Origin of the sequence: Tenacibaculum sp. 1B UA, assembly GCF_033978845.1 — a bacterium.
Classification (GTDB): domain Bacteria; phylum Bacteroidota; class Bacteroidia; order Flavobacteriales; family Flavobacteriaceae; genus Polaribacter.
In genome coordinates, this window is the sequence record NZ_JAKVUA010000004.1 from 1 (window position 1) to 25,109 (window position 25,109).

At 31.4% G+C, this 25,109-nt stretch carries 19 protein-coding genes and 1 pseudogene; 11 read left to right on the forward strand and 9 right to left on the reverse strand.

Translation table 11 applies throughout. From position 1 onward, the window contains the following. From MK851_RS05105 to MK851_RS05115, 3 genes and pseudogenes are all read left to right on the forward strand, one after another. Positions 1–226, forward strand: a pseudogene (locus MK851_RS05105) (IS982 family transposase); the annotation flags it as partial. Positions 227–1,357: 1,131 nt separating this feature from the next. Next, positions 1,358–2,275 (forward strand): hypothetical protein, encoded by a 918-nt coding sequence (locus tag MK851_RS05110; RefSeq protein ID WP_320242020.1) that lies wholly within the window; start codon positions 1,358–1,360, stop codon positions 2,273–2,275. After that, on the forward strand, positions 2,259–2,945 hold the full coding sequence (locus tag MK851_RS05115) for a hypothetical protein (protein ID WP_303508077.1): 687 nt from the start codon (positions 2,259–2,261) through the stop codon (positions 2,943–2,945). Before MK851_RS05110 ends, MK851_RS05115 begins: the two co-directional genes overlap by 17 nt. Before the next feature lie 77 nt (positions 2,946–3,022). Here MK851_RS05115 and MK851_RS05120 read toward each other — a convergent pair whose 3' ends face one another. Further along, on the reverse strand, positions 3,023–3,871 hold the full coding sequence (locus tag MK851_RS05120; protein ID WP_303508078.1) for an outer membrane beta-barrel protein: 849 nt from the start codon (positions 3,869–3,871) through the stop codon (positions 3,023–3,025). 134 nt (positions 3,872–4,005) lie between these two features. Here MK851_RS05120 and MK851_RS05125 point away from each other — a divergent pair, with 134 nt between their 5' ends. The 5 genes from MK851_RS05125 to nhaA all read left to right on the forward strand — a co-directional run bounded on the left by MK851_RS05125 (position 4,006) and on the right by nhaA (position 9,879). Then, on the forward strand, positions 4,006–5,187 hold the full coding sequence (locus MK851_RS05125) for a THUMP-like domain-containing protein (protein WP_320242024.1): 1,182 nt from the start codon (positions 4,006–4,008) through the stop codon (positions 5,185–5,187). A gap of 162 nt (positions 5,188–5,349) precedes the next feature. Continuing rightward, positions 5,350–6,150, forward strand: coding sequence for a formate dehydrogenase accessory sulfurtransferase FdhD (gene fdhD / locus MK851_RS05130; RefSeq protein ID WP_303508080.1), 801 nt, complete (start codon positions 5,350–5,352; stop codon positions 6,148–6,150). 116 nt (positions 6,151–6,266) lie between these two features. Beyond that, positions 6,267–6,899, forward strand: coding sequence for a hypothetical protein (locus MK851_RS05135; protein ID WP_303508081.1), 633 nt, complete (start codon positions 6,267–6,269; stop codon positions 6,897–6,899). A gap of 10 nt (positions 6,900–6,909) precedes the next feature. Continuing rightward, entirely contained in the window at positions 6,910–8,433 is a 1,524-nt protein-coding gene (locus MK851_RS05140; RefSeq protein WP_303508082.1) for a hypothetical protein, read from the forward strand. 111 nt (positions 8,434–8,544) lie between these two features. Continuing rightward, entirely contained in the window at positions 8,545–9,879 is a 1,335-nt protein-coding gene (gene nhaA / locus MK851_RS05145; protein ID WP_320242027.1) for a Na+/H+ antiporter NhaA, read from the forward strand. A 12-nt stretch (positions 9,880–9,891) separates the two neighbouring features. Here nhaA and MK851_RS05150 read toward each other — a convergent pair whose 3' ends face one another. Next, the gene (locus MK851_RS05150) at positions 9,892–12,423 is read right to left on the reverse strand and encodes a DUF559 domain-containing protein (protein WP_320242029.1); all 2,532 of its coding nucleotides are present in this window, start codon (positions 12,421–12,423) and stop codon (positions 9,892–9,894) included. Between the two features lie 61 nt (positions 12,424–12,484). On the opposite strand from MK851_RS05150, the gene MK851_RS05155 reads away from it, so the two are divergent. Further along, entirely contained in the window at positions 12,485–13,696 is a 1,212-nt protein-coding gene (locus MK851_RS05155) for an RsmB/NOP family class I SAM-dependent RNA methyltransferase (RefSeq protein ID WP_320242031.1), read from the forward strand. Between the two features lie 258 nt (positions 13,697–13,954). Here MK851_RS05155 and MK851_RS05160 read toward each other — a convergent pair whose 3' ends face one another. Continuing rightward, positions 13,955–18,283, reverse strand: a complete 4,329-nt coding sequence (locus MK851_RS05160) for a glycosyl hydrolase family 18 protein (protein ID WP_320242033.1) — start codon at positions 18,281–18,283, stop codon at positions 13,955–13,957. Positions 18,284–18,549: 266 nt separating this feature from the next. On the opposite strand from MK851_RS05160, the gene MK851_RS05165 reads away from it, so the two are divergent. Further along, on the forward strand, positions 18,550–18,981 hold the full coding sequence (locus tag MK851_RS05165) for a hypothetical protein (protein ID WP_303508087.1): 432 nt from the start codon (positions 18,550–18,552) through the stop codon (positions 18,979–18,981). Between the two features lie 52 nt (positions 18,982–19,033). On the opposite strand, the gene MK851_RS05170 is transcribed toward MK851_RS05165, so the two are convergent. From MK851_RS05170 to MK851_RS05185, 4 genes are read right to left on the reverse strand one after another with little or no spacing between them, the layout of a single operon-like run. Next, entirely contained in the window at positions 19,034–19,495 is a 462-nt protein-coding gene (locus tag MK851_RS05170; RefSeq protein WP_320242036.1) for a MaoC family dehydratase, read from the reverse strand. A gap of 5 nt (positions 19,496–19,500) precedes the next feature. Continuing rightward, entirely contained in the window at positions 19,501–20,121 is a 621-nt protein-coding gene (locus MK851_RS05175; protein ID WP_303508089.1) for a trimeric intracellular cation channel family protein, read from the reverse strand. Then, the gene (locus MK851_RS05180; RefSeq protein ID WP_320242038.1) at positions 20,122–21,240 is read right to left on the reverse strand and encodes a DEAD/DEAH box helicase; all 1,119 of its coding nucleotides are present in this window, start codon (positions 21,238–21,240) and stop codon (positions 20,122–20,124) included. 35 nt (positions 21,241–21,275) lie between these two features. Next, positions 21,276–21,662 (reverse strand): acyl-CoA thioesterase, encoded by a 387-nt coding sequence (locus MK851_RS05185; protein ID WP_303508091.1) that lies wholly within the window; start codon positions 21,660–21,662, stop codon positions 21,276–21,278. A gap of 89 nt (positions 21,663–21,751) precedes the next feature. Between MK851_RS05185 and MK851_RS05190 the strand changes: the two genes are divergently transcribed. After that, positions 21,752–23,089 carry an MATE family efflux transporter gene (locus tag MK851_RS05190; RefSeq protein ID WP_320242040.1) on the forward strand — a complete coding sequence of 446 codons (1,338 nt, stop codon included), beginning with the start codon at positions 21,752–21,754 and terminating at the stop codon, positions 23,087–23,089. Here the strand turns inward: MK851_RS05190 and MK851_RS05195 are convergent. Both MK851_RS05195 and ychF read right to left on the reverse strand, forming a co-directional pair. Continuing rightward, a complete protein-coding gene (locus tag MK851_RS05195; RefSeq protein WP_320242042.1) occupies positions 23,086–23,760 on the reverse strand; it encodes a DUF2461 domain-containing protein in 675 nt (224 codons plus the stop codon). The genes MK851_RS05190 and MK851_RS05195 overlap by 4 nt on opposite strands. Before the next feature lie 84 nt (positions 23,761–23,844). Then, positions 23,845–24,936 carry a redox-regulated ATPase YchF gene (ychF, locus tag MK851_RS05200; RefSeq protein ID WP_320242044.1) on the reverse strand — a complete coding sequence of 364 codons (1,092 nt, stop codon included), beginning with the start codon at positions 24,934–24,936 and terminating at the stop codon, positions 23,845–23,847. Positions 24,937–25,109 lie beyond the last annotated feature (173 nt).

Sequence of the window (25,109 nt, forward strand, 5' to 3'; positions counted from 1 at the left end):
TACTCCTATGAGGAGCAATCAATTGAATTACAAAATGCAACCATATATCTTTAGAAAATCAAGAAAAAGAATAGAAATATTATTTTCTCAACTCTGTTATTAGTTTGATTTTCAAGGGTTTAAGACGAGAATACTATTTAAAATAGCTGCCTTAACAATAATTCAATACATCAATAAATTTGTTTTTGATAGAAATATTAACAGTATTAAAATTAGCATTATTTAAAATGCACAACGGGTAAATTTATTTTTTTTATAACATAAGCATTCACTTTATCATTTTTATAAATAAATAGTCTTTTCCTTTAAACTTAGGTACTCTATTAGTAATTTTATAAATAGGTTTTAAGAAGGAGACATATGAACATAAATCACATTCAATCCTATTTAACATAATATTAATTATAGTACAAATTAATTATCGTAAATTGGATAGCTATAATTCTCTATTATGTAAAATATCCCAGAAAGTCTTGAAAGCTCAATAAACATTAGTTTGGGGGTGTTTTAACATTCGTCAACAAGTGTTAATTATAATTCCATAAAATCTCGTATTTGGTATTATTCAATAATATTTTTTAAATACGTTATTCTAATAAACATTTGAACTATAATAATTTGTAGCTATAATTCGACATTATGTTAAATTGCCTCTTGCAAAAAACGCTCGATTGTTTTTTAAAAATAATTATGCTGTCGCAGTAATTTTTTTAAACACAATTTTCCAACGCTTACAGCCGCACAAAAGCTAATTTTTGGAATTCTTCAAAATTTGTAATATCAATTAAAATTGTGCTGTAATTTTTTTCCAATAACATTTTCGTCAACTTTCCACAAGAGCATAAATTTTATGAAATCGAGTTTTTACGAGATTCACGAACTCCTTTAAAATTTTAAAAATTAATTAAAAAAGTGAATAAAAATAAAATTCTATGCACTTGTTCTATCAAGAACTATTATTAAACTTCTTTTATTTTGTACTTCAAATATTATGTTAAATAGGCAACCACATTGTTACTATTAATCTTTCTTATTTTCTTTTTTTCCTTGATGAAAAAAGAAACAAAAAAATCAAGACTTACACATAATTTTGGAAACAATTACGGTTCGTTTCTCTATATTTTAGGATAGATTTGAACTTAAAAATATTATTTTTAGAAGTGTTTTATAATTGAGAAACTTAATAATAAGTATTGTTAGCTCCCTAAAATATTACGTTCCTCTCTCCTATTGTTTTGCCAAATATTCCTAATAAAAGTTTAAAAGAAGGTATACAAGCACCTAACCACGTACTAGAGTATTATAATACGCATAAATAAGCAGTTTATAATTTTAAAAATAACATTACATTGCATATATGAAAAAATACGATGTTATTATCCTTACAGATAAAAGATATGTAAATCCTGAAAAACTTGATAGCTATATTCAAAATATATTAGATGAAGATAATTATGTGAAAGTAGCACTTGAAAACCAAGGCTTAAAAGCAATTCGCCTCTCATGGGATGATGCCACTTTTGATTGGTCTACAACAAAGTATGTTTTATTTAGAAGCACATGGGATTACTTTGATCGGTTTCCTGAGTTTTCAACATGGTTAAATACTGTTAGCAATCAAACAACATTGTTAAACTCAGAAAAAATTATCCGTTGGAATATTGATAAGCATTATTTACAAGATTTACAGCAAAATGGGGTACATATTTGCGAATCCTACTTTATAGAAAAAGAGACTCAATTCACATTAGAAGAACTTTCACAAAAGTATAACTTAACAGAGTTTGTTTTAAAACCTTGTGTTTCTGGAGCAGCGAGACACACTTATAAAATTAATTCAAAAAATATTACTGAATACGAAACCGTATTTTCAGGTTTAATAACCAATGAAGCTATGATTATACAGCCTTTTCAGTATAAAATTGTTGAAAAGGGAGAAATTTCGTTGATGGTTATGAATGGTAAATTTACACATGCAGTTTTAAAAGTAGCAAAGCCAGGAGACTTTAGAGTACAAGATGATTTTGGAGGTTCAGTTTATAACTACATACCTACTAAAGAAGAAATCGCTTTTGCCGAAAATGCCGTTAAAGCTTGTGTAGAACTTCCTATTTATGCACGTGTTGATATTTTTACTGATAATAATGGTAAATTAGCTATTGCTGAATTAGAGCTAATTGAGCCAGAGCTTTGGTTTAGAAATTATCCTGCTGCTGCAGATGAACTAGCTAAAGGAATTAAACAATTAATCAACAAAAATGAAAAAGTTATTTAAAATACTAGGTATATTATTACTAATTGGAGCTATTGTATTAGCAATTTTTTATTTTAGAAATAACGAAAATTTACCTAAAGGAGAACAAGGACCTAAAGCAGATGCTTTAGCCACTAAAATGCTTAAAGCATTAAATTATGAAGCCTATAAAAACACACGATTTATAGAGTGGAGCTTTAGAGGGAAACATTTTTATAAGTGGAATAAGAAAGAAGATATTGTAGAAGTATCTTGGGATGTTAATAAAGTAACACTATACACTAAGGAACCAGAAAAAAGTATTGTTTTAGTTGATGGGAAAAAAGTAAAAAATAAAGAAATACTTCAAAAAGCCATAGACTACTTTAACAATGATAGTTTTTGGTTAATAGCTCCTTACAAAGTTTTTGAAAACGGAATTGAACGTAGAATTGTACAATATAAAGGCAAAGACGCTTTATTAGTTACTTATACCACAGGAGGCTCAACACCAGGTGATTCCTATTTATGGGTTTTAGATGAGAATGGTAAACCTACTAGCTATAAAATGTGGGTTTCTATAATTCCTACTGGCGGCATGGAGGCTACATGGAGTGATTGGGTAACAACTGAATCTGGAGCAATACTACCAACAAAACATGAAATGCCAGTTGGTACTCTAGATATGGGAGATGTAAAGGCTTATAATTAGAGTTACCATAACTTTTTTATAAACAATAAAAAAGAGCAGCAATTTTGCTGCTCTTTTGATTCTATATAAAATAAAAATTATTTACCGAAATAGAAAGTTGCTCCAATATTAATTCCAAAAGAAGAATAAGGAACTTTTTGTGATAATTGCTTTTCTCCAGCTGGATTTGCACCTAAAGGTAACTCATCAACATACTCTATATTCTTGTTAAATACAGCAGCTAAAGGATTATATTGAGCGTTAGGGTGATTAGCGAAAATAGCTTTTACTTGCTCTATAGATCTTGCTTCTCCATTAACATTTGCTGAAAATTCAGTAATTTCTGAAGTATCTCTAGTAACACTAATTCCCATGTATTCTAATTCTGCAAAAAGAGACACTTTATCACTTAAATCATACTTGTATCCAACAGCACCAATAAACCCTAAAGGTAAACGCCCTTTATAATCTTGTGTATAATCAACGTTAAGCATTTCTGTTTGAGATAATGCCATGTTTATTTTTCCATCAGATTCAGTTTTTCCTCCTACCTTAATTAAGGCTCCAAAACGTCCATAAATGTTATTAGTAAATTTATAAACTAACGAGGCAGATGCTCCATAAGCTTTACCTCTAGCTTCAATATTTATATATTGAGCTTGTGTAGGTAAATCAACTAAAAGAGAAGTTTGATCTGCCCCATTTAAGTATCCAACACCAATTTCAACACCAAAAGTGTCATTAAAAAAATACCCTCCTCTTAATTGAGTATGTAGTCCTTCACCATAACTACCGTAAGTGTTCTCTACTCCAGATGCAGTAGTTTCAGTACCAAAACGCACACCAGCACTAGAAATTGAATACCCTCCTGCTGCAGAAACATAAAACTGAGCACTTACACTCATTGTTGCTAAAATCATAGCAAGCATTAATATACTTTTTTTCATAATAAATTATTTGTTAACTTTAAATTAATAATTAGGTAAACAAACCTAATGAAAATATAGGATTAACAAAACTTTATAACTGTTAAATTATTAGTATTATTGTAGTAAAAAGCATTAAAAAAAACACTTCTTTTTTGAATAAAAATATTTTAAATACTGAGGTTCAGGATTGTATTAATCAGAACCTAACATCCAATATAGAACAATTAATTTTTAAAGGAAGTCCCTTTATAGATATTTCTGTACAAGAATTAGCCAATCAAATCGTAGCTAAACAAAAATCAGAAAAAAAATTACCTACTTGGTTTCAAACAAAAAACATTTATTATCCTCCTAAATTAAGCATTGAACAAACTTCTTCTGAAATAACAGCTGAGTACAAGTCTAAATTAATTGATGGGGATTCAATAATTGATATTACTGGAGGCTTTGGTGTTGATTGCCATGCTTTTTCAAAACAGTTTAAAAAGGTTGTGCACTGTGAACTAAATGAAGAACTTTCAGAAATTGTTTCGTACAATTATGAGCAAATGAAGGTTTCAAATATTAAAACTGTAGCTACAAACGGGTTAGAGTATCTAGAAAATACTTCTGAAAAATTCGATTGTATTTATATTGATCCTTCTCGAAGAAATGATACAAAAGGAAAGGTTTTTTTGTTGAGAGATTGCTCACCAAACGTACCTGAAAACTTAGATTTTTTATTTGAAAAAGCGAACACAATTCTTATTAAAAATTCACCTATTTTAGACATCACATCAACTATAAACGAACTAAAATTTGTAAAAGAAATTCATGTTATAGCAGTTAATAACGAAGTAAAAGAACTACTTTTCTTACTAAAAAAAGAGATTAAAGTGTTTGTCGAAGTAAAAACATGTAATGTGTTGAAAAACAAGAAGCAAAAATTTAATTTTCATCTAGGTAGTGGTTTTAAATTTGAATATCATCCACCGCTAAAATATCTTTATGAACCCAATGCTGCTATTTTAAAGTCTGGAGGATTTAATGAAGTAGCAAGCCAACAAAAAGTAGGCAAATTACATCAACATTCTCACCTCTATACTTCAGAAAATTTAATTGAAGATTTCCCTGGAAGAATTTTTAAAATTAAGAATGTATTTGCCTACAATAAAAAAAGAATAAAAAAGCAAATAACAGAATCTAAGGCAAACATTACAACACGTAATTTTCCGAAAACTGTGGCTCAGATTAGAAAAGAAACAAAATTTAAAGACGGAGGAAACACTTATTTGTTTTTTACTACAAACCTAAACAACGAATTAATAGTTATTGACTGCACAAAAAGTGATTAATATTTATACTATTATTTGTAATTTACCGTTTATCTAGTTGATAGAAGCCCCTATCGAAAAGTATGTTTTATTGTTTAGGGGCGATAAAACATACTAAAAGCCTTGATCTTAATATCAGGGCTTTTCTTTTTACTTGCTTTTTTGCATACATTTGTTTTTATCATGAAACAAACAGAAAGCTACCAATCAATTAAACTCTCTAATAACTCTTTAGAGAAGTTTGATGATACTCTTGTAGTAGAAGCCCCACTACAAATAAACATTAACAAAGAGCCATATACAGTAGTTATGAGAACTCCTGGGAACGATGAAGAATTAGTAAGAGGTTTGTTATATGCAGAAGATATATACAAAAAAAAAGATGGAGTAAAAGTAGATATAATCAAAACTGATAAAGACTTTTCTACAGTTATAAACATGGAAATTCTAAAAGAAAAATTAGGGAAAGGATACTTAAATAAACGCACTCTTTTATCGGTTTCTTCGTGCGGAATCTGTGGAAAAAAGGAATTAAAAGATTTAAAAGTTAAAGGAAAAACTTTAAAAAGTAACTCTAACGAAATAATTGAAGATATAGTTGAAGCTACATCATATATGTTTATGGAAATGAGTAATAAGCAAATTATTTTTAAATCTACAGGAGGCAGTCATGCTTGTGCTATTTTTAATAGCAATAAAAAACTATTAACCATTAAAGAAGATATTGGTCGTCATAATGCTGTAGATAAATGTGTTGGTGATTTAATCAGTCAAAACAAGCTAAAAGAAGCTAATTATATGTTAGTTAGTGGAAGAGTTTCTTATGAAATAGTATCTAAAGCTTTCTTAGCTAAAATTCCGATAATAATAGCAGTTTCTGCTTGTTCATCTTTGGCAGTAGATTTCGCAAAAGAATTTGGAATTTTCCTTATCGGTTTTAGTAGAAATAATAAAATGACAATCTATTCTACACCTCACGGATAATATTTTTTTCATAAGAAATAATTGTCTTCAGAGCCTATTATCCTCTTTAAAACTCACGAATTAAAAAAGATTTGTATTTTAGTGCTTTTAATAATTACTAACCAATCCATATACTTATGCCTTTTATAGAAGAAGATAAGTTTAAGTTAATGCAAGAAGACTTAGACAACGCTAAATTAAAAAGAGAAGAAGCAGAAAGCGAATTAAGTAGCACACAAGAAGAATTAGCTGCGGTAAAAAAGAGCTCGAAAACTCTGCCTATTTTCTTAGGGCTTCTGTTAGGTCTTGCTTTAGGGGCTGCATATTATTTTTACGCAAATGGAGGTAGTAGTGCTATTAATAACGTAGATATAGAAGCTGTAAAAAAGAAAGAAGCCTACAGAGTATTGGACAGCATCAATAGAGCTCAAGCTAGAGCCGCTAGAAGTGATGAAGAACCTGATAACAACAGCATATCGTCTGATATAAATACTGAAACAGTGGCAGATGAAGTAGCAGAAAACACTACAGGGGAAACAATCTATTCAGTACAAATAGGAATCCTTTCAGAAAATAAATATCCTTTATTGTCATCAGAAGTTATCCCATCAACAGTTACAACAAATGATGGTTATTTTAAATACTCTTTAGGTTTATATACTACTTTAGATGAAGCTAAAGGTTTACAAAAAGAATTAATTAAAATTGGATTCAATGATGCTTTCGTTGCTTCATACATAAACGGAGAACGCCAAAAAATACATAATTAAATAATATTTAATGCTTAACATTATTTTTAAAAGAGCACTCGTAGTAAGTTTACTAATGAGTGTTCATTTTTTTTACGCACAAATAAATACCATTCCTGAAAGAAAAACACAGTTTGGTTTTGGTCAAATTGATTTCTTATCAATTAAAATGCCTGAAGGAGAACAAAATATGGACTACACAGGGCTTCATTACAACCTCAAACTAAATGATTGGAGTTATGCAGGAGTTGGGTTATATGGAGCTGTAGGAGGTATTAGAGGAGGTTTTTTTACGTTAGGTGTAAATGCTGGAATTCAACAAAAAATAACCGATAAACTTTTTATTGATGCTGGAATTCATTTTGGTGGTGGTGGTGGTGCATCTGCCCCTGATGGCGGAGGAGCATTTATACTTCCTCATCTTAATTTAGGATATGATTTTAAACATTTTTCTGCAACTGCAGGATACAGTTATGTCGACTTTTTTGATGAAGGTACCATTAACAGTAGTCAATTTAATGTAGCCGTACAAATTCCTCTTTCTTTTAAGATAGCAAATTTTAAAGATAGAGAAAGTACTTTTTCTGTAGAAGATTTAAAAAACACTTCTTGGAATGCCTTAAGTAATCGAATTTCATTGTTAGTTCATCTGAATAACGCTAAGGTAACTAAAGGGTCTTATAAAGGAAATACAATACGTTTAGCAGGATTTGAATTAAATTCCTATCTTACAGATAACTTTTTCTTTTTTGTTAAAGCTGATGGTGCTTATCACGGAATTAAAGCTGGTTACATGGATATTTTCTTGGGTGGAGGTTATCATTTGTCAATGAATAAAAATCGCACAAACATTTTAGCTAAATTTGGAGTAGGTGCTGGTGGCGGTGGCGGCGTAGATAGCAAAGGAGGTTTTTTAATTTATCCAGACATCTCTTTAGAGCAAAAACTATTTGATAACGTGTATGCATCAATCAATAAAGGATACTTGATGAGTCCTGATTCTCATTTCGTTTCTTCAACTTTTGGTCTAGGATTAAAGTATTATGTGGATAGAGATGGAGTTTTATCAGATGAAAGAGAATTTTCAGAAGGAAAATTTAAAGGGTTTGATGCTATTATTAAACAAGATTTATATTTGAATGCTGCTAGAGATGGTGGGTTTGATCAAAACATGCATCAAATATCATTACAGTTAAACTTTTTCTTAAACAAGTATTTATATGCGGCAGGTCAAACTTCTTTTGCTAACTTTGGAGGTGCAGGAGCTTATGCAGAAGGAATTGTGGGATTAGGAGTTCAAACAAACGACTTCTTTAAAGGAGGAACCTCTCTTTTTGCACAAGTTTTAGGAGGTGCAGCTGGTGGCGGAGGTATTAGTACAGGACAAGGATTAATTATTAAACCTAGTGTTGGGATTAATCAAAAACTTACTAATAACCTAAATTTAAGATTAGGAGCTGGTTATGTAAAAGCAAGAGGAGGAAAATTAAGTAACACTCAATTAAATTTGGGAATTTCGTATCGTTTTTCCTTCTTAAGTGTTAAAAAGTTTTAAAAATTTAACTTTTCATTAAAGTTTGATGAATTATCTTCGCTATCTGAAATAAGAAAATTAATATCTTTACTTTTTATCCTTAAAAAAGTAAGTTACAATCTATATATAAACATGAATAAAAAGAGAATAATATCTCCCTTTAAAAAATTTTTAAAAACTGAAAGTGCTAGTGGAATTTTATTATTGGTAGCAACTTTAATAGCTCTTATTTGGGCAAACTCTCCTTTTAGAGACAGTTATAGTGCTTTATGGGAGTATAAAATAGGTTTTAAATCTGAACATCTTGAGTTATATAAACCTTTAATACTCTGGATTAACGATGGTTTAATGGCTGTATTCTTCTTTTTAATTGGGTTAGAGATTAAAAGAGAATTTTTAATAGGTGAATTAAATACTACAAAAAAACTAGCATTCCCTCTTTTTGGAGCAGTAGGCGGAATGTTATTCCCTGTTTTGTTTTTTATTCTTTTAAATGAAGACCCAGAAACGGCGCATGGTTGGGGGGTTCCAATGGCTACTGATATTGCCTTTTCTCTAGCTGTTTTAAATACTTTAGGAAGAAGAGTGCCTCTTAGTTTAAAAATTTTTTTAACTGCTTTTGCTATTGTTGATGATATAGGAGCTGTTTTAGTAATTGCATTATTTTATAGTGCTAGTATAGATATTACCTTAATATCTATTGCTATAGCTTTATTAGCTTTCCTTTATTTTATTGCACACAGAGGTTTTTACTCTCATTACATAACCTTTATGTTTGGTGCAGTTATTTGGGTTTTGTTTTTAAAAGCAGGAATACACCCAACTGTAGCAGGTATACTAATGGCCTTTGCTGTACCTATTAGACAAAAAGCACATACCACTGAGTTTTTGGCTAATTTGTCTCAGATAATGGATAATATTAAAAAAGCGAAGACTTTGCCTACACCAATATTGTCAAAAGAGCAAATTGATGAAATAGACAATTTAGATCACTGGATAGAAGACTATCAATCTCCCCTTCAACTTTTAGAACATAAATTACATGGTATAGTTGCATATGCAATTATTCCAATTTTTGCTTTAGCTAATGCAGGAGTATCAATACTAGATAGTGATGCACATTTAGACTCTTCCTTAATAATACATATAGCTTTATGTTTAGTTCTAGGAAATAGTATAGGTATTACTACAATTATTACCACTGTTAAAAAGCTTAAAATAATAGAGGTTCCTAAAGATATTAATACACGACATATTATAGGAGTATCCTTTTTAGCCGGAATTGGATTCACTATGGCAATATTCATTGCTAGTTTAGCTTTTGCTAAGAGCCCTGAGTTCTTAGGATCTGCTAAAATAGGTGTTTTATTAGGGTCTCTTGTTTCAGCAATAATTGGATATTTGATATTGAGATATAATAAAACTGATAATACTATTAATGAGGAAGAAGAATTAAGTACTAGTTAATAGTACTTAATTCTAACTTATGTTACTCCAAATTCCACTTGTTTTTTTAAGCTTTTCATAAGATTTTAGCAAGCTGGAATTTTTTGTTTTTGATAAATTAGGATCTTCTTGTAGTAAGTTTATAGCTGCTTTTCGAGCTATATGTAATATTGGACTATCTTTAACAACATCTGCTATTTTAAGATTTAAAACACCGCTTTGCTGTGTTCCCATAATATTTCCTGGACCACGAAGTTTTAAATCCACTTCCGCTATTTTAAACCCGTCTGTAGTTTCTACCATCGTTTGTAATCGAGTTTTTCCATCAGAAGACAATTTATAACTCGATAATAAAATACAATAACTCTGTTCAGCTCCACGCCCTACTCTACCTCGTAATTGATGCAACTGACTCAAGCCAAAGCGTTCTGCACTTTCAATTACCATTACAGAAGCATTAGGTACGTTCACTCCTACTTCAATCACTGTAGTAGCTACCATAATTTGAGTATCCCCTCTAGCAAAACGTTCCATTTCATAATCTTTATCTGCAGGTTTCATTTGCCCATGAACAATGCTTATTTGATATTTAGGAGAAGGGAACTCTCGAGAAATACTTTCGTATCCATCCATTAAATCTTTGTAGTCCATAGCTTCCGATTCTTGGATTAACGGATATACTACATAAGCTTGTCGTCCTTTAGTTATTTCATCTTTCAAGAATTTAAAAACCCCCAAACGGTTGCTATCATAACGATGTACAGTTTTAATCTCTTTACGACCAGGAGGAAGTTCATCAATCACTGAGATATCCAGATCTCCATAAACTGACATCGCTAATGTTCTTGGAATTGGTGTTGCTGTCATCACCAAAATATGTGGAGGAACAACAGCCCCTCCAACCTCCCCTGAAGGGAGGCTTTCTAAAGTTTCTTTTATATTTTCTAGAACATTATTAATGTTTCCAATAACTTCTTCATTGGTAAATCTAATTACCTTATATCCAAAATCAGTTAAAATTTCTGTACGTAAATTGTCTGCTTCTTCTTGTTCAGGAGTTTCATGATATTTCCCATCTACTTCAATGATGAGTTTTTTCCCTAAACAAATAAAGTCAACTATAAATTCATCAATAATATGCTGTCTTCTAAACTTATAGTCTAATTGTTTTGTTTTTAAACTTTCCCATAAAACTCGTTCAGCAGGTGTTACCTGCTTTTTACGTTGTTCTTGTAGTTCTTTTAAAAGTTTATATGTTGAAGGACGAGCTGTCATATATTTTTTACGAATTCCCTCTCCCTTCCCTTTGGGAAGGGCTGGGGTTGGGCTCTTTTCCCACAACTTTCTTCGTTGAGCCACCCCAAAACGATGCTGTTCATCAATAATAGCAATACCCAGATTTCTAAACTGTACTTTATCTTCTAAAATAGCATGCGTTCCTATAAGTATATGCAATGAACCATCTTCTAAACTTTCATGAATTTCTCTACGCTTTTTTGTTTTGGTAGACCCTGTTAATAATTCAACTTTAATATCAGTTTTCTCTAATAGCTCTATTATTCCGTTATAATGCTGTGTTGCAAGAATTTCGGTTGGAGCCATAATTGTGGCTTGATGTCCATTATCAATAGCTAACAACATAGTCAATAACGCTACAATCGTTTTTCCAGAGCCTACATCACCTTGTAATAATCGATTCATATGTGCTCCAGAGCCTACGTCTTTACGAATTTCTTTCAGTACTCGTTTTTGAGCCCCTGTTAAGTCAAAAGGCAAGTGATTATTATAAAATTTGGTAAACTCCTCTCCTACTTGCTCAAAAACAAATCCTTTTAGTTTTGATTTTCGAATAAGTTTCTTCTGTAATAATTGTAATTGAATAAAGAATAACTCCTCAAACTTCAACCTATATTGTGCTTTGGCTAATAATTCTTGATTTTTAGGAAAGTGAATATTTAATAACGAATCTTTTTTACCTAAAAACTGATGCTTTTCAATAAAATAATCAGGAAAAGTTTCTTCAATATTAGTATATGCTTGCTGAAACAAGTTTTGAATCATCGTACGCATGACCTTGTTACTTATTCCTTTAGTGCTTAGTTTTTCAGTAGAAGGGTATACTGGTTGCATAGCCATTTGTAGCTTGCTTTTGTATTCTTTTACCGTTTCCATTTCTGGATGCGGCATATTAGGAGTACCATTATACCAATTCAATTTTCCATAAATAACATACGGAACATTTAATTTTAAACTATCTTTTATCCATTTGGCACCTTTAAACCAAACTAATTCCATGGTACCTGTAGCGTCAGAAAAAGTAGCCACTAACCTACTACCTCTTTTTTGTTTTACGGTTTTTACGCCTGTAATCTTACCTACTATTTGTACTTCAGCGGAGTTTTGTTGCAACTGATTAATCGTATAAAACTGTGTTTTATCGATATATCTAAACGGAAAAAGGTGCAATAAATCGTTACAAGTTTTAATACCTAACTCGGTAAATAACAACTCTGCTCTAGCAACACTAATTCCTTTTATATATGTTACGGGGTTATTTAAATTCATTAAGAACGAAAATACAAAAAGCCATTAAAATCAACTATCTTTGCACTCTTAAATTCATCAAATGAGATTACATAGAAATTTAACGTACGCTGTTATTGATAGTTTACGTGATATATTTAACGAAGGTGTATATGCTGATAAAGCTGTAGAGAAAGCTTTAAAGAGAGATAAACGTTGGGGAGCACGCGATAGAAAGTTTGTTGCTGAAACGATATATGATATTGTTAGATGGCAACGCTTATATGCTGAAATTGCGAATGTAAAAGTACCATATGCACGTCCTGATTTATGGCGTTTGTTTGTTGTTTGGTGTGTGTTAAGAGGAATTAAATTACCTGATTGGAATCAAATAGAAGCTACTCCTACAAGAAGAATTAAAGGTAAATTTGATGAGTTATCTAAAATTAGAAAATTTAGAGAATCAATTCCTGATTGGATTGATGAAGTTGGAGTACAAGAATTGGGAGAAGAAGTTTGGACAAAAGAAATCGCTGCTTTAAATAAAAAAGCTGAAGTTATTTTACGCACAAATACTTTAAATGTAACAAAAGAGCATTTACAAAAAGATTTAAAAACAGAAGGAATTGATACTGAATTTATCAAAGGTTATGATGATGCCTTACGTTTGGTAGAACGTGCTAATGTATTTAAAACTGAAGCTTTTCATAAAGGTTTCTTTGAAGTGCAAGATGCATCTTCTCAGTTAGTTGCAGTTTATTTAGATGTTGAACCAGGTATGAAAGTAGTAGATACATGTGCTGGTGCTGGTGGTAAAACGTTACACTTAGCTTCTTTAATGAAAAATAAAGGACAAATTATAGCAATGGATATTTACGAAAGTAAATTAAAAAAACTAAAAGTTCGTGCTCGAAGAAACGGCGCTCATAATATTGATACTCGTGTAATAGACTCTACCAAAGTAATAAAGAAGTTACAAGGTAAAGCTGATAGAGTTTTAATCGATGCTCCATGTTCTGGTTTGGGAGTAATTAGAAGAAACCCAGACAGTAAGTGGAAATTGCAACCTGAGTTTTTAGATAAAATTCGTGGTACACAACAAGAAGTATTACAACAATACTCTAAAATGGTAAAACCAGGAGGTAAACTAGTGTACGCTACATGTTCTGTATTACCGTCTGAAAACCAACAACAAATAGAATTCTTTTTAGCTTCTGATGCTGGAAAAGATTTTAAGTTTGTTAAAGACGAAAAAGTATTATCACATAAATCTGGTTTCGACGGGTTTTATATGGCGCTTCTAGAAAGAAAATAAGTACCTAAAATATATTATATTAAAAAAGGCTCGGGATAATATCTCGAGCCTTTCCTTTCAATCAACTATTAAAAACTAACTAATCACTAAACATTACTTGTTAAGTAATTATATGCTTATATGACGATTCTTTTTCTTAATAGTTACACTCTTTTAATACCTTTAACATTATTTTATGAATGTTATTATTCTTAAAAACCTTTTATAACTATGTGAAAGTTATGTGAGGTTCTTATCTAGGTATTATAAGCCAATTTTTTAATTCGCTTTAATGAATTTTCCTAAATGCTGTTTTGTGCCTTTTTTTAGTGTATAATAATACAGACCGTTTTTCAAAAACTCAATATTTAAAGGTTTTTTAGTTGTTTTTGAGTTGATTTTAATTGTTAAGACCTCTTTTCCAGTTGCATTAAAAATTTGCAACCCATAATCAACTAGGTTTTCTTGTTCAAAGCCTTCTTTTGTGAAAAACTCAAACGTTATTACATCTTTAACAATAGGATTAGGGTATGCCGTAACTAAACTTTCAGTTAATACTTCACTTTCTTTAATTGCTTTACCAGATAGTCCTAAATTATCTAAATAAGCTCTATGACTAGAAGAAAAAACAGCGTTATTCGCTACATCCCAATTAATGGACCAGGTCATTAAACCTCTAAATTCTGGATATGTAGTACTTGTTGTATAGGTTCTATTAGGATATGAGACTCCTTTTATTAGATAATCTAATGCCTGTTGTACAACAGTTTCTGATGTATAACCACTACCAGCAGCTCTTGGTTCAGCAGGTAACCCTATCGCTACTTGATTTGCTCTTAAACCAGGGAAACTTAAGCCGGTTTGAGCAACTTTAAATCCAGTTATTAGCATTTCTGCCATAGCTACATGAAAATCTGCAGTAGCTGGCTGGTATATTTTACCGTCTCTTCCAAACATTGAACCTGTGTTGTAATGTTGCACGTGAATATAATCCATTTGATTTCGTAAGGCATGTATTACTGGTAAATAAGCTCCAAATACTCCAGAATAATTACCATATGCTCCTTGTACATAAGCCGTTTCTGGTGCCATACTTAAGGTAAATTTACTAGCTCCAACATTATTAATAACTGCTTTAGTACCTTCTATAAGATTAATGATTTTTGGTGTTGTAGGATTTCTAAAGTCTGTATCACCAGGGTCTAGAGATAGAGAGCTTCCTTCTAAGTCAATATCTAAACCATCAAATCCATAGGTGTTAATAATACTAGTCATTGAACTCACAAACTGATTCTTTTCGGTATTGTTATTTAACTCTACATGAGCGTTAGCTCCTCCTATTGATATTAACACCTTTTGCCCTCTTCCTTGTAAGATTCTTACATCATTTTTAAACTCCTCTATATTCCCATTATAAATTTCAAAAGGAGTAAATTTCATCTCTGATTTACTACCTGATTTAGGCTCTGCAAATGCCACACAAATAACATCCCAATCTTTTGAAACATCTCTTAGTTTAGGAATTGTAGAACCATTGTTAAAATTGTGCCAATAGCCTACTAAAATCTTATTTGAAATAGGTGGATTCACACCATCTGTTACAACCACTAAAGAAGATATAGTTGAGTTATTCTCATTATCATAAGCTTTTGCTGTTAGAGAATAACTTCCTGCTTGTGCATTTGTTATTGTATATGTATATGGAGCAGCAGTATCTTCTCCTAATTTAGTTGAACCATTATAAAACACTACTTTACTTATAGCTTCATCATCTGTTGCAGTTGCTTTTACTTCAATAGAGTTCCCTACAGCATATATAGCACCGTTTTGAGGAGATGTTATACTAATTTTAGGGTTGCTTCCTGTTACTTCACAACTACTTACCTTAGACCAAGCATCTTTCCAATAAGTTCCTGTTCCTGGTGCATATGCCCATGCTGCTGACGAAGAGCACCAACCAGCGATATTACATTTATATTTGTTTCCTTCATTCTGTACTTCTTGATTTTGATTATATGAAGTTCCTGCAATGTAATTAGGTACATTATTACAACCTTGACCATCACCACCTGTACTATCTTTTTCAATACTTATTTGCACTGCTACAGAAGTTGTTGATGCATTTTTATCATCAGTAGCTTTAGCTGTTAAAGAATAACTTCCTACTTGTGCATTTGATATAGTAAAGTTATAAGGGGTTGTTGTGTCTTCTCCTAGTTTTATACTCTCATTAAAAAACTCAACTTTATTTACACTTCCATCGTCATCAAAAGCATCGGCTGTTATTTCAATATTACTTCCTTCTTTAAAAGTACTATTACTAACAGGAGAGGTTATATTTATTGTTGGTGCAATATTATCTCCGCCTCCAGTTCCCGAACAATCTTTTACTTTTTTCCAAGGTTGACCATCTCCTGTATGCGTATCAGGTGCATTGTTTTTTGTCCACCACTTAGCTTGATAGTTAACATTTTTATACTTTACATTTTCTCCTCCATTATAAGTTGTTGTTGCCGACCAATCTGCAATACCGCTACAGTTGTCAATCGTATCTGCAGTAACCTTAACTGTTCTTACAGAAGAGGTACTACTTAATCCTTTATCGTCAGTAGCCTTCGCCGTTAAGGTATAAGTTCCTATTGAAGTATTAACTATACTATAACTATAAGGGTTTGTTAAATCTTCACCCAATTTAGTTGTTCCATTAAAAAACTCAACTTTACTTATAGTCCCATCTACATCACTTGCATTAGCAATTATCTCAATAGTTTGTCCTTCATCAAAAACAGTATTATCTACTGGTGAGACTAAAGTAACAGTAGGAGGTTTGTTTGAGTTCGCTTCGTTTACGACAATTGATATTATTGAAGACGTGGTTGAACCATTATCATTATCTGTTGCCTTAGCTGTTAATTTATGAGTTGTTACAGAAGCATCTTCCCACGTATACTCATAAGGAAAAGTAGTATCTTCTCCTAATTTAGTATTACCATTAAAAAACTCTACTTTACTAATAACTCCATCACTATCTGTAGCGTAAGCTTTGATGATAATAATATCACCTTCATTATAAATTGCATTATTGGAAGGAGCAGTAATATTAATTACAGGTAATTTATTTCCTCCTATATTACCATTGGCAAAAACTTCATTAATCTTGTTTACCAAGGGAGATTTTACATTAGACCATCGTTTTAGTTTCGTACCAAAAGACGTAGCTGTACCGCTTATTTCTAAATCTCCATAAACCGTCCAAATAATAGTACCACCAAGTTGATTATCATTAATAAACTGTGCTTTAATACCTATAGATTCTTCATCATCATAACTTAAAAAGAAATTTCCTTTTACTAAGTATGGTACTTTTGCTTCATTATCCCACTTTCTTGTCCATCCACTATTAGGAGCTAATGCCTTTTGTTTTATAAAAAAATAGTTTGGTGTACCATCATATACTTCTTGTTTCCAGTTTGTATAATCTGAGGCTGTTTGTATAGGACCATCTGGTTGAATAGTTACTGCTCTTTTTACTGTTTTTACATTCAAATCGGCAGTACCTTCAGTTATTACTCCTCTTCCGTAAAAAGGAGCACCAAAACATATTTTATTTTTCGGTACTCCTTTTTCTTCAAGTTTTTGCAGTGTTGATTGCCAATTAAAAAAAGACACCTCTGCATTTGAGTATGGATATATGGGTGCATTATGTCCTGACTTATTTGACCAACCACCATTCATATCGTAGGTCATCATATTAAAATAGTCCATATTATTAGACAACTTACTCCAATTAAATCCTTCCAGCTTTCTTGGGTCAGCAGACATCGCTGCTGTAATTAACTTATCTGGTCCAATAGCTGCTCTAATTTCTTGCACAAGTGTTTCGAAGTTTGCGAAGTCAGCTTGTGACCCAGTAAAATTCATACCAGAATAAGGCCCTGGATATTCCCAATCTAAATCTATACCGTCAAATCCAGTAGCTATAAGTTTTTTACAGTCTTCTATAAATCTCGCTCTTTTAATGGGGTCAGCAGCCATTTCTGGAAAATGCTTACACATACTCCATCCTCCAATAGATGCCATTACCTTAACACCTTTTGTATGTGCTAGCTCAAGTAAGCCAGGAGCACCATCTTCTTTGTGTAAAGGTATCGGTAATTGTCCGCTCAAGCCCCATGTAGGTTGTGTCCAAGAGCTTCCGTTTAGTGTTACTTGAAAACCTTGTGCTTCTGCTCTTTTCTTTGCGGCTTCATTTATATGTTGAATTGGGTCAATTTCTCCAAAGAGAATATGCATATCCCAACTACTATAAATATCTTTCATAAAAATATCGTTTGGGAGTTGCACAGTTCCTGCTTGATAAATTTGTTTATTTCTATGATCACCACTGTGTAGTGATCCGTCGTTGGCAACACCAAAAAAAGAGTAATTCAAAATTGTATATTTTGAGTAATCAATGTTTAAATGAGTTAGGGCCCCTGGCCCGGGGACTCCTGCCGATGTTGTCTTCCATGCATCCCAGTTTGTTATATATCCTATAACTTGTTTTTGATGGTTTGCTGTTGTTGCAGTTCCGCCTGTGTTTACTTGGGAGAACACAAATGATGTCATTAAGAAAAAAACTATTAATAGTTTTTTTCTTACAAATACGAAGGGTGTCATATGTCTTAGTTTTAAGTTATTCACCTAAAAAATAGATAGATAAAACTTAAAATACAAAAAAAATAGACTAACAACCATAAAACAGAAACTTAAAACACTTTTCCTTCTACTAGAGTTTAAACATATATCTTTAAGGGCATAAATTATTTATAAACCTTTACTTTTTTATATTTTATGTGTAGTTTTATACGATAACTAACTAAAAACTTTCTTTTATGACAGATTCAAACAAACCCACCACACTTTTTTGGATTATTGGTGTTGCAGCCTTAGTTTGGAATGGACTAGGCGTTATGTCTTATATTGGTCAAGCTTATATGACTGATGAAGTTAAAGCTGCTTTACCTGAAGCTGAAAGAGCTTTGTATGAAAATGTTCCTACTTGGGTTACTGCTACTTTTGCTATTGCTGTTTTTGCTGGATTACTAGGTAGTACTTTTTTACTAATGAGAAAAAAGTTAGCGAGACCTATGTTTTTAATTTCGCTAATTGCTATTATTATTCAAATGTCGTATAACTTGTTTATGAGTAGAGCAACTGAAGTATATGGCCCTGGAAGTGTTATAATGCCTATAATGGTAATTGTTATAGGTGTGTTTTTGTTGATGTATACTAAAAAAACAATAGCGAAAGGCTGGTTATCATAGTACTAAGATAATACAACAATTTAAAAGCTGTTTTGAAAAAGGCAGCTTTATTTTATTCAAATAGAACAAAAATAAATTCGGCAACACAAGCAGGTTTTTCTTGTCCCTTTATTTCTATTGTACAATCAAAAGTTAACTTTTTACCACTTTGAAAATCTTCTATTTGCTTAATAGAACTGATTAAACGTAATTCACTATTTACCGGTACAGGATTTGGGAAACGAACTTTGTTCAATCCGTAATTTAATCCCATAGTTACACTTTTTACTTCAAATTGTTTGGAAATTAGTTCCGATAACATAGAAACAGACATAAATCCATGTGCTATTGTTGTTTTTGTTGGAGAATATTTAGCTGCTTTTTCCTCATCGATATGAATCCACTGTTTATCGAGTGTCGCATTCGCAAAATCATTGATCATTTGTTGGGTTACAGTATACCAATCACCCACTGGTAATTGCTTTCCTTCTATACTAGAAAGTTCTTTTAAATTTTCAACAATTAATTTTTTCATATTTTTTATTTATTAAAAATGTCCTTTTTAATTCGTGGAAGTTCTAGTTTATATTGTACCGCAATTGTTCTTACAAGAATAATTATTCCAGCAGAAATAACAAATAGCAAATCTTCATTAATATTTAAAGGGTATAAAAGTAAGTATACAATTCCTCCTGCCAAACAAGCTGACGCATAGATTTCTCTATGAAAAATTAATGGAATCTCATTCGTTAATACATCTCTAATTACACCTCCCATTACTGCGGAAGACATTCCCATTACTAAAGCTACAAAAGGGTGTAAATTAAAATTTATTCCTTTTTCAACGCCTATAAGTGTAAATACGCTAATACCTATTGTATCAAACAAGAACATGGTACGTCGTAACGGAGCTATTTTACTTCTAAAGAAAAAAGTAACCACGACAGCTATTAATATCGTCCAGATATAATTAATATCTCCAATCCAATTTATAGGGTGCGCATTAATAAGTACATCTCTTGTCATCCCACCTCCTACAGCGGTAACAAAAGCTATAATAATGACTCCAAAAACATCAAACTTTTTTCTAATAGCAACCAATGCTCCACTAATGGCAAAGGCAAAAGTTCCGGCAATGTCTATGGCATAAATAATATCCATTTATATTGATATTTCAGAAAATTGTATTTGTAACGTTCTTTCAACTTCAGCTAAACGATTTCTTTCATTTTGAAGAATTAATGCTAATGAAACTCCTCTTTTCCCTGCTCTTGCTGTTCTTCCACTTCGGTGTGTATAATATTCTAACTGCTCTGGTAATTGATGGTGAATAACAAAAGCTAAGTTTTGAACATCGATTCCCCTCGCAGAAACATCTGTAGATACTAATACTTGTAGATTTTCATTTTTAAAAGCACGCATTACTTTATCACGCTCTTTTTGCTGCATATCGCCTTCTAAAGCTTCTACCGAAAACCCTTCTTCTTGTAATTCTTTTGTTAGTTTTTGAGCTCCTGCTTTAGTTCTTGAGAAAATAATACCTCTTTCAGTATGTCTTTTTTCTAAAAACTTAACAATAACATCTGTTTTTTCAGGAATCGTAGTTGTTACAAACTGATGCGTAATGTTGGTATTCACCAATACATTTTTATTTACTTCAACTTGCTTTGCTGAAGCATTCATGTATTTTTTTATAATACTTCGAATTTCATCTGGCATTGTTGCCGAAAACAACCATGTTTTACGAGTACCTGAAGTATATTTTAAAATACGATTTAATTCTAATTTAAACCCCATGCTTAGCATTTCATCAGCTTCATCCAATACTAAGGTCTTAATATTTTTTAAATCTACCTCTCCTCTTTCAATTAAATCAATCAAACGCCCTGGAGTTGCTACAATAATATGCGTGGTTCTTTTTAAATTGTTGATTTGACGTTCAATCTTTTCACCACCGTAAACAGCTTCTACAAAAATTTTATCATCAACATATTTTGTAAACTTAAATAGTTGTTTCTTTATCTGTTGTACTAATTCTCTTGTAGGTGATAAAATTAACGCTTGTACATTGTCTTTTGAAGCATCTATTTTATGCAAAATAGGTAGACCATAAGCAGCTGTTTTACCTGTTCCTGTTTGTGCTAATCCTATAAAATCTGAATTATTTTCAAGTAAATAAGGTATGGTTTCTTGTTGTACTTCAGTAGGAGTTGTTATTCCTAACTCTTTCAATCCCTTAACATATTCTTTTCTTACTCCTAATGCGGTAAATGTTGTCATTCTATAAATTTATAAGTGCAAAGATATTGTTTCTTTTACGGTAACAATAAGTTTGTTACTTCTTTCGTTATTCTTTTAGGTTTTTTGGTATTAGCATCTAACAAACAAAAAGTAGTTTGAGATTTTACTAATAAAGTTTCACCTCTGTATATTTCAAAATGACGAACAGATCTTATTCCTTCTGTTTTTCCTACCCAAGTTCTAAGTGTTACTTCATCTCCTAATACTGCTTGATTTTTATAATCTATTTCATGCTTAATAACAAACCACACATAATCAATATTCTTAACATTCTTAGAAAGTTCTTTCCAATGAGCATCTGAAATGTTTTGCATCCATTGTACATATACCACATTGTTTACATGGTTATATTCGTCTATTTCTTCTGGAGTTACAAGATGTTTTTGTTCAAATAAATTCATACCACAAACTTACAGGATTGATGTTAATTATTACTTAAATATAACCTGCTTTTTGTTTTCGATGAATAATTCACACTAATTTAGTCAGCATGAATAAAATCGCTAACGACTTAGGTACTAAAAGTATTAGTCAACTTATTTTAAAACAAGCTATTCCTGCTTCTATCGGAATTTTAGTGATGTCGATTAATATGATTGTTGATACTATTTTTGTTGGTAGATGGATTGGTGTACTCGCTATTGCTGCAATTACTGTAGTATTACCCATTGCTTTTTTAATTTCATCTATTGGTATGGGAGTTGGAATTGGAGGAAGCTCTATTATTTCTAGAGCGTTAGGAGCTAATAAAGAAAATAAAGCTTTTGAGGTTTTTGGAAATCAAATTTCATTAACTATTGTGTTATCTATTCTATTTGTGTTTGTAGGAACATTTTTCAGTACTCCTATTTTACAACTTTTTGGTGCGAATGGAAACATTATATCACCTGCAACTGAGTATTTTGACGTAATTGTTTGGGGAGTTCCATTTTTAGCTTTTGCAATGATGGGAAACCCTGTTGTAAGAGCTGTAGGAAAACCTAATTATGCGATGCTTACGATGTTATTCCCTGCAATTGCTAATATTTTATTAGATATTATTTTCATTAAGTTTATGAATTTAGGAATGTATGGAGCTGGTTTAGCAACCTCTATTTCGTATGCTGTAAGTGGATTATTCATTTTATGGTTTTTTATTTCAAAAAAAACTGAATTAAAAATAATCCCGAAGTATTTTAAATTGAATTTTTCTATTGTAAAAGAGATTGTCTCTTTAGGAGGAGTAACTATAGTAAGACAAGGAACCATAAGTATTTTAACTATTGTATTAAATTATTCTCTCTTTAAATATGGAGGTGAAATTTCAATTGCAATCTATGGTATTATTAATAGGGTTATGTTGTTTGCTTTATTTCCTGTTTTAGGAGTTACGCAAGGTTTTTTACCCATTGCAGGATATAATTATGGAGCCAATAATACAGAAAGAGTAAAGGAAACTATAAATAAATCTATCCTTTTTGGTACTGGTATTGCTGTTTTAATTTTTATTATGATAATGTTATTTCCTAATGAATTGGTTGGTGTTTTTACAGAAGATGAAAAGTTATTAAACCTTACTCCTAATGCATTAATAGTAGCTTTCTTGGCAACACCAGTAATAACCACTCAATTAATTGGATCAGCCTATTTTCAAGCTGCAGGTAAAGCTTTACCTGCGCTATTGTTAACACTCTTAAAACAAGGAATCTTTTTAATCCCTTTAGTGTATATACTTCCTAAATTCTATGGTGTAAATGGTGTTTGGATGTCTTTTCCTATAGCTGATGTTTTATCTACTGTACTTACCTATGCTTATTTAAAAAGAGAAGTTAGATTACACCTAAATTAATCTAAAATACTTTCTCCATTTAAGTTCGTGGTTAACACATCACTCATGTAATTAAAAAACGGACGTAAAGCTTTAAAAGCATCATCTACTTTTGTTAAAAAGTCTGGTGCTAACACTTCTTTATCAGAAAAACGCTGAATAGCTATATAACCTTTTTTACGAATCAAATCGATATCTGGATGCTGTTTATCAAACCCTTTAGGAGCAGTTTTAAGCTCATCTCCTTCTAGTTTACCTCCAAAATGTTGTACGTAGCTCTTTTCTTTTAAAATTTCTCTAATTTCAGAAGCATCTACTTCAAATTCCTTTCGAATACGTAAAAGATCTTCTTTATTTGGTTCCCAAAATCCGCCAGCAACAAAACTATCCCCAGGAGAAATATGCAAATAATAGCCACCTCTTAGTTCTGGCTTTTTTCTATGAAAAGAGCCTCCAAAATGGGTTTTATAAGGTATTTTATCTTTTGAAAAACGTACATCTCTATAAATTCTAAACAACTTAAATTTATCAATCTCATCATGCTTCTTTAAATTATCTTGAATGGTTTTGTATACAGCTTTTGCGTTATTTTGAGCTTCTGTGAATCGAGGTTTGTGTTCTGTAAACCATTCACGATTGTTGTTTTCTTTTAAGTCTTTTAAAAATTGAAATGTTTGTTTTTCTATCTGCATAGTAAATAAGCGGTTTAGAATTTCTAAGGTACAAAAAAACTCCACTAATTTTTAGTGGAGTTTTTGCTTTATTTTTCAAAAAAGTTACACGTTAAATCTAAAATGCATGATATCACCATCTTTAACTATGTACTCTTTTCCTTCTACTCTCATTTTACCAGCTTCTTTTACTTTAGCCTCACTACCAAATGCTACATAATCATCATAACTAATTGTTTCAGCACGAATAAATCCTTTTTCAAAGTCTGTATGAATAACCCCTGCTGCTTGTGGTGCAGTTGCTCCTACAGGAACTGTCCAAGCTCTCACTTCTTTAACTCCAGCTGTAAAATAGGTTTGTAAATCTAATAATTTATAAGCTGAACGAACTAAACGAGAAACTCCTGCTTCTTCTAGTCCTATATCTGCTAAGAACATTTGACGTTCTTCATAATCATCTAACTCTGTAATATCTGCCTCAGTTCCTACTGCCAATACAATAACTTCAGCGTTTTCATGTACTACAGCTTCTTTTACCTTATCTACATAAGTATTTCCTGAAACCGCTGAATTTTCATCAACATTACAAACGTATAGAACTGGTTTTGCAGTAATGAACTGTAGTGGTTTTACAAATTCCTCTTCTTTTTCTGTAAATTCAATAGAGCGAACAGATTTTCCTTCTAATAATGTTTCTTCAACTTTTAATAGAATTTCTAATTCTACTTGCGCCTCCTTATTACCTGTTTTAGCTGTTCTTTTTACACGCTCCAAACGTTTTTGAACGGTCTCTAAATCTTTTAACTGAAGTTCTATATCGATAGTTTCCTTATCTCTTATAGGATCAACAGAACCATCTACGTGTACTATATTGTCATTATCAAAACAACGTAATACATGTAAAATAGCATCTGTTTCGCGAATATTTGCCAAGAATTGGTTACCTAAACCTTCTCCTTTACTAGCTCCTTTTACCAAACCAGCAATATCTACAATTTCTACAGTTGCAGGTAAAACTCTTTCAGGATTTACTAATTCTTCTAGCTTTTCTAAACGAGTATCTGGCACGTTTACTACTCCTAAATTAGGTTCAATGGTACAAAACGGAAAGTTTGCACTCTGCGCTTTTGCGTTAGATAAACAGTTAAATAAGGTTGATTTCCCTACGTTTGGTAATCCTACAATTCCAGCTTTCATTCTATTGTTTTATTGAAATTTTGCGAGTGCAAATATAGTGCTTTGCTTTCTAAATTTTCTAATTATTTAAGATTCATTTAAGTTAGTTTATAGCTCTTTAATTTATGATTTTAACATTTTTTTAAGACTTAGGTTGATTTTTTACTATTTTTAAGAAATTAACTTAAAAAATA

Bases quoted from the DNA above. Each gene is read 5' to 3' on its own strand.
- MK851_RS05110 (WP_320242020.1), top strand. From the start codon at position 1,358: ATGAAAAAATACGATGTTATTATCCTTACAGATAAAAGATATGTAAAT.
- MK851_RS05115 (WP_303508077.1), top strand. From the start codon at position 2,259: ATGAAAAAGTTATTTAAAATACTAGGTATATTATTACTAATTGGAGCT.
- MK851_RS05120 (WP_303508078.1), bottom strand. From the start codon at position 3,871: ATGAAAAAAAGTATATTAATGCTTGCTATGATTTTAGCAACAATGAGT.
- fdhD (WP_303508080.1), top strand. From the start codon at position 5,350: ATGAAACAAACAGAAAGCTACCAATCAATTAAACTCTCTAATAACTCT.
- MK851_RS05135 (WP_303508081.1), top strand. From the start codon at position 6,267: ATGCCTTTTATAGAAGAAGATAAGTTTAAGTTAATGCAAGAAGACTTA.
- MK851_RS05140 (WP_303508082.1), top strand. From the start codon at position 6,910: ATGCTTAACATTATTTTTAAAAGAGCACTCGTAGTAAGTTTACTAATG.
- nhaA (WP_320242027.1), top strand. From the start codon at position 8,545: ATGAATAAAAAGAGAATAATATCTCCCTTTAAAAAATTTTTAAAAACT.
- MK851_RS05150 (WP_320242029.1), bottom strand. From the start codon at position 12,423: ATGAATTTAAATAACCCCGTAACATATATAAAAGGAATTAGTGTTGCT.
- MK851_RS05155 (WP_320242031.1), top strand. From the start codon at position 12,485: ATGAGATTACATAGAAATTTAACGTACGCTGTTATTGATAGTTTACGT.
- MK851_RS05160 (WP_320242033.1), bottom strand. From the start codon at position 18,283: ATGACATCATTTGTGTTCTCCCAAGTAAACACAGGCGGAACTGCAACA.
- MK851_RS05165 (WP_303508087.1), top strand. From the start codon at position 18,550: ATGACAGATTCAAACAAACCCACCACACTTTTTTGGATTATTGGTGTT.
- MK851_RS05170 (WP_320242036.1), bottom strand. From the start codon at position 19,495: ATGAAAAAATTAATTGTTGAAAATTTAAAAGAACTTTCTAGTATAGAA.
- MK851_RS05175 (WP_303508089.1), bottom strand. From the start codon at position 20,121: ATGGATATTATTTATGCCATAGACATTGCCGGAACTTTTGCCTTTGCC.
- MK851_RS05180 (WP_320242038.1), bottom strand. From the start codon at position 21,240: ATGACAACATTTACCGCATTAGGAGTAAGAAAAGAATATGTTAAGGGA.
- MK851_RS05185 (WP_303508091.1), bottom strand. From the start codon at position 21,662: ATGAATTTATTTGAACAAAAACATCTTGTAACTCCAGAAGAAATAGAC.
- MK851_RS05190 (WP_320242040.1), top strand. From the start codon at position 21,752: ATGAATAAAATCGCTAACGACTTAGGTACTAAAAGTATTAGTCAACTT.
- MK851_RS05195 (WP_320242042.1), bottom strand. From the start codon at position 23,760: ATGCAGATAGAAAAACAAACATTTCAATTTTTAAAAGACTTAAAAGAA.
- ychF (WP_320242044.1), bottom strand. From the start codon at position 24,936: ATGAAAGCTGGAATTGTAGGATTACCAAACGTAGGGAAATCAACCTTA.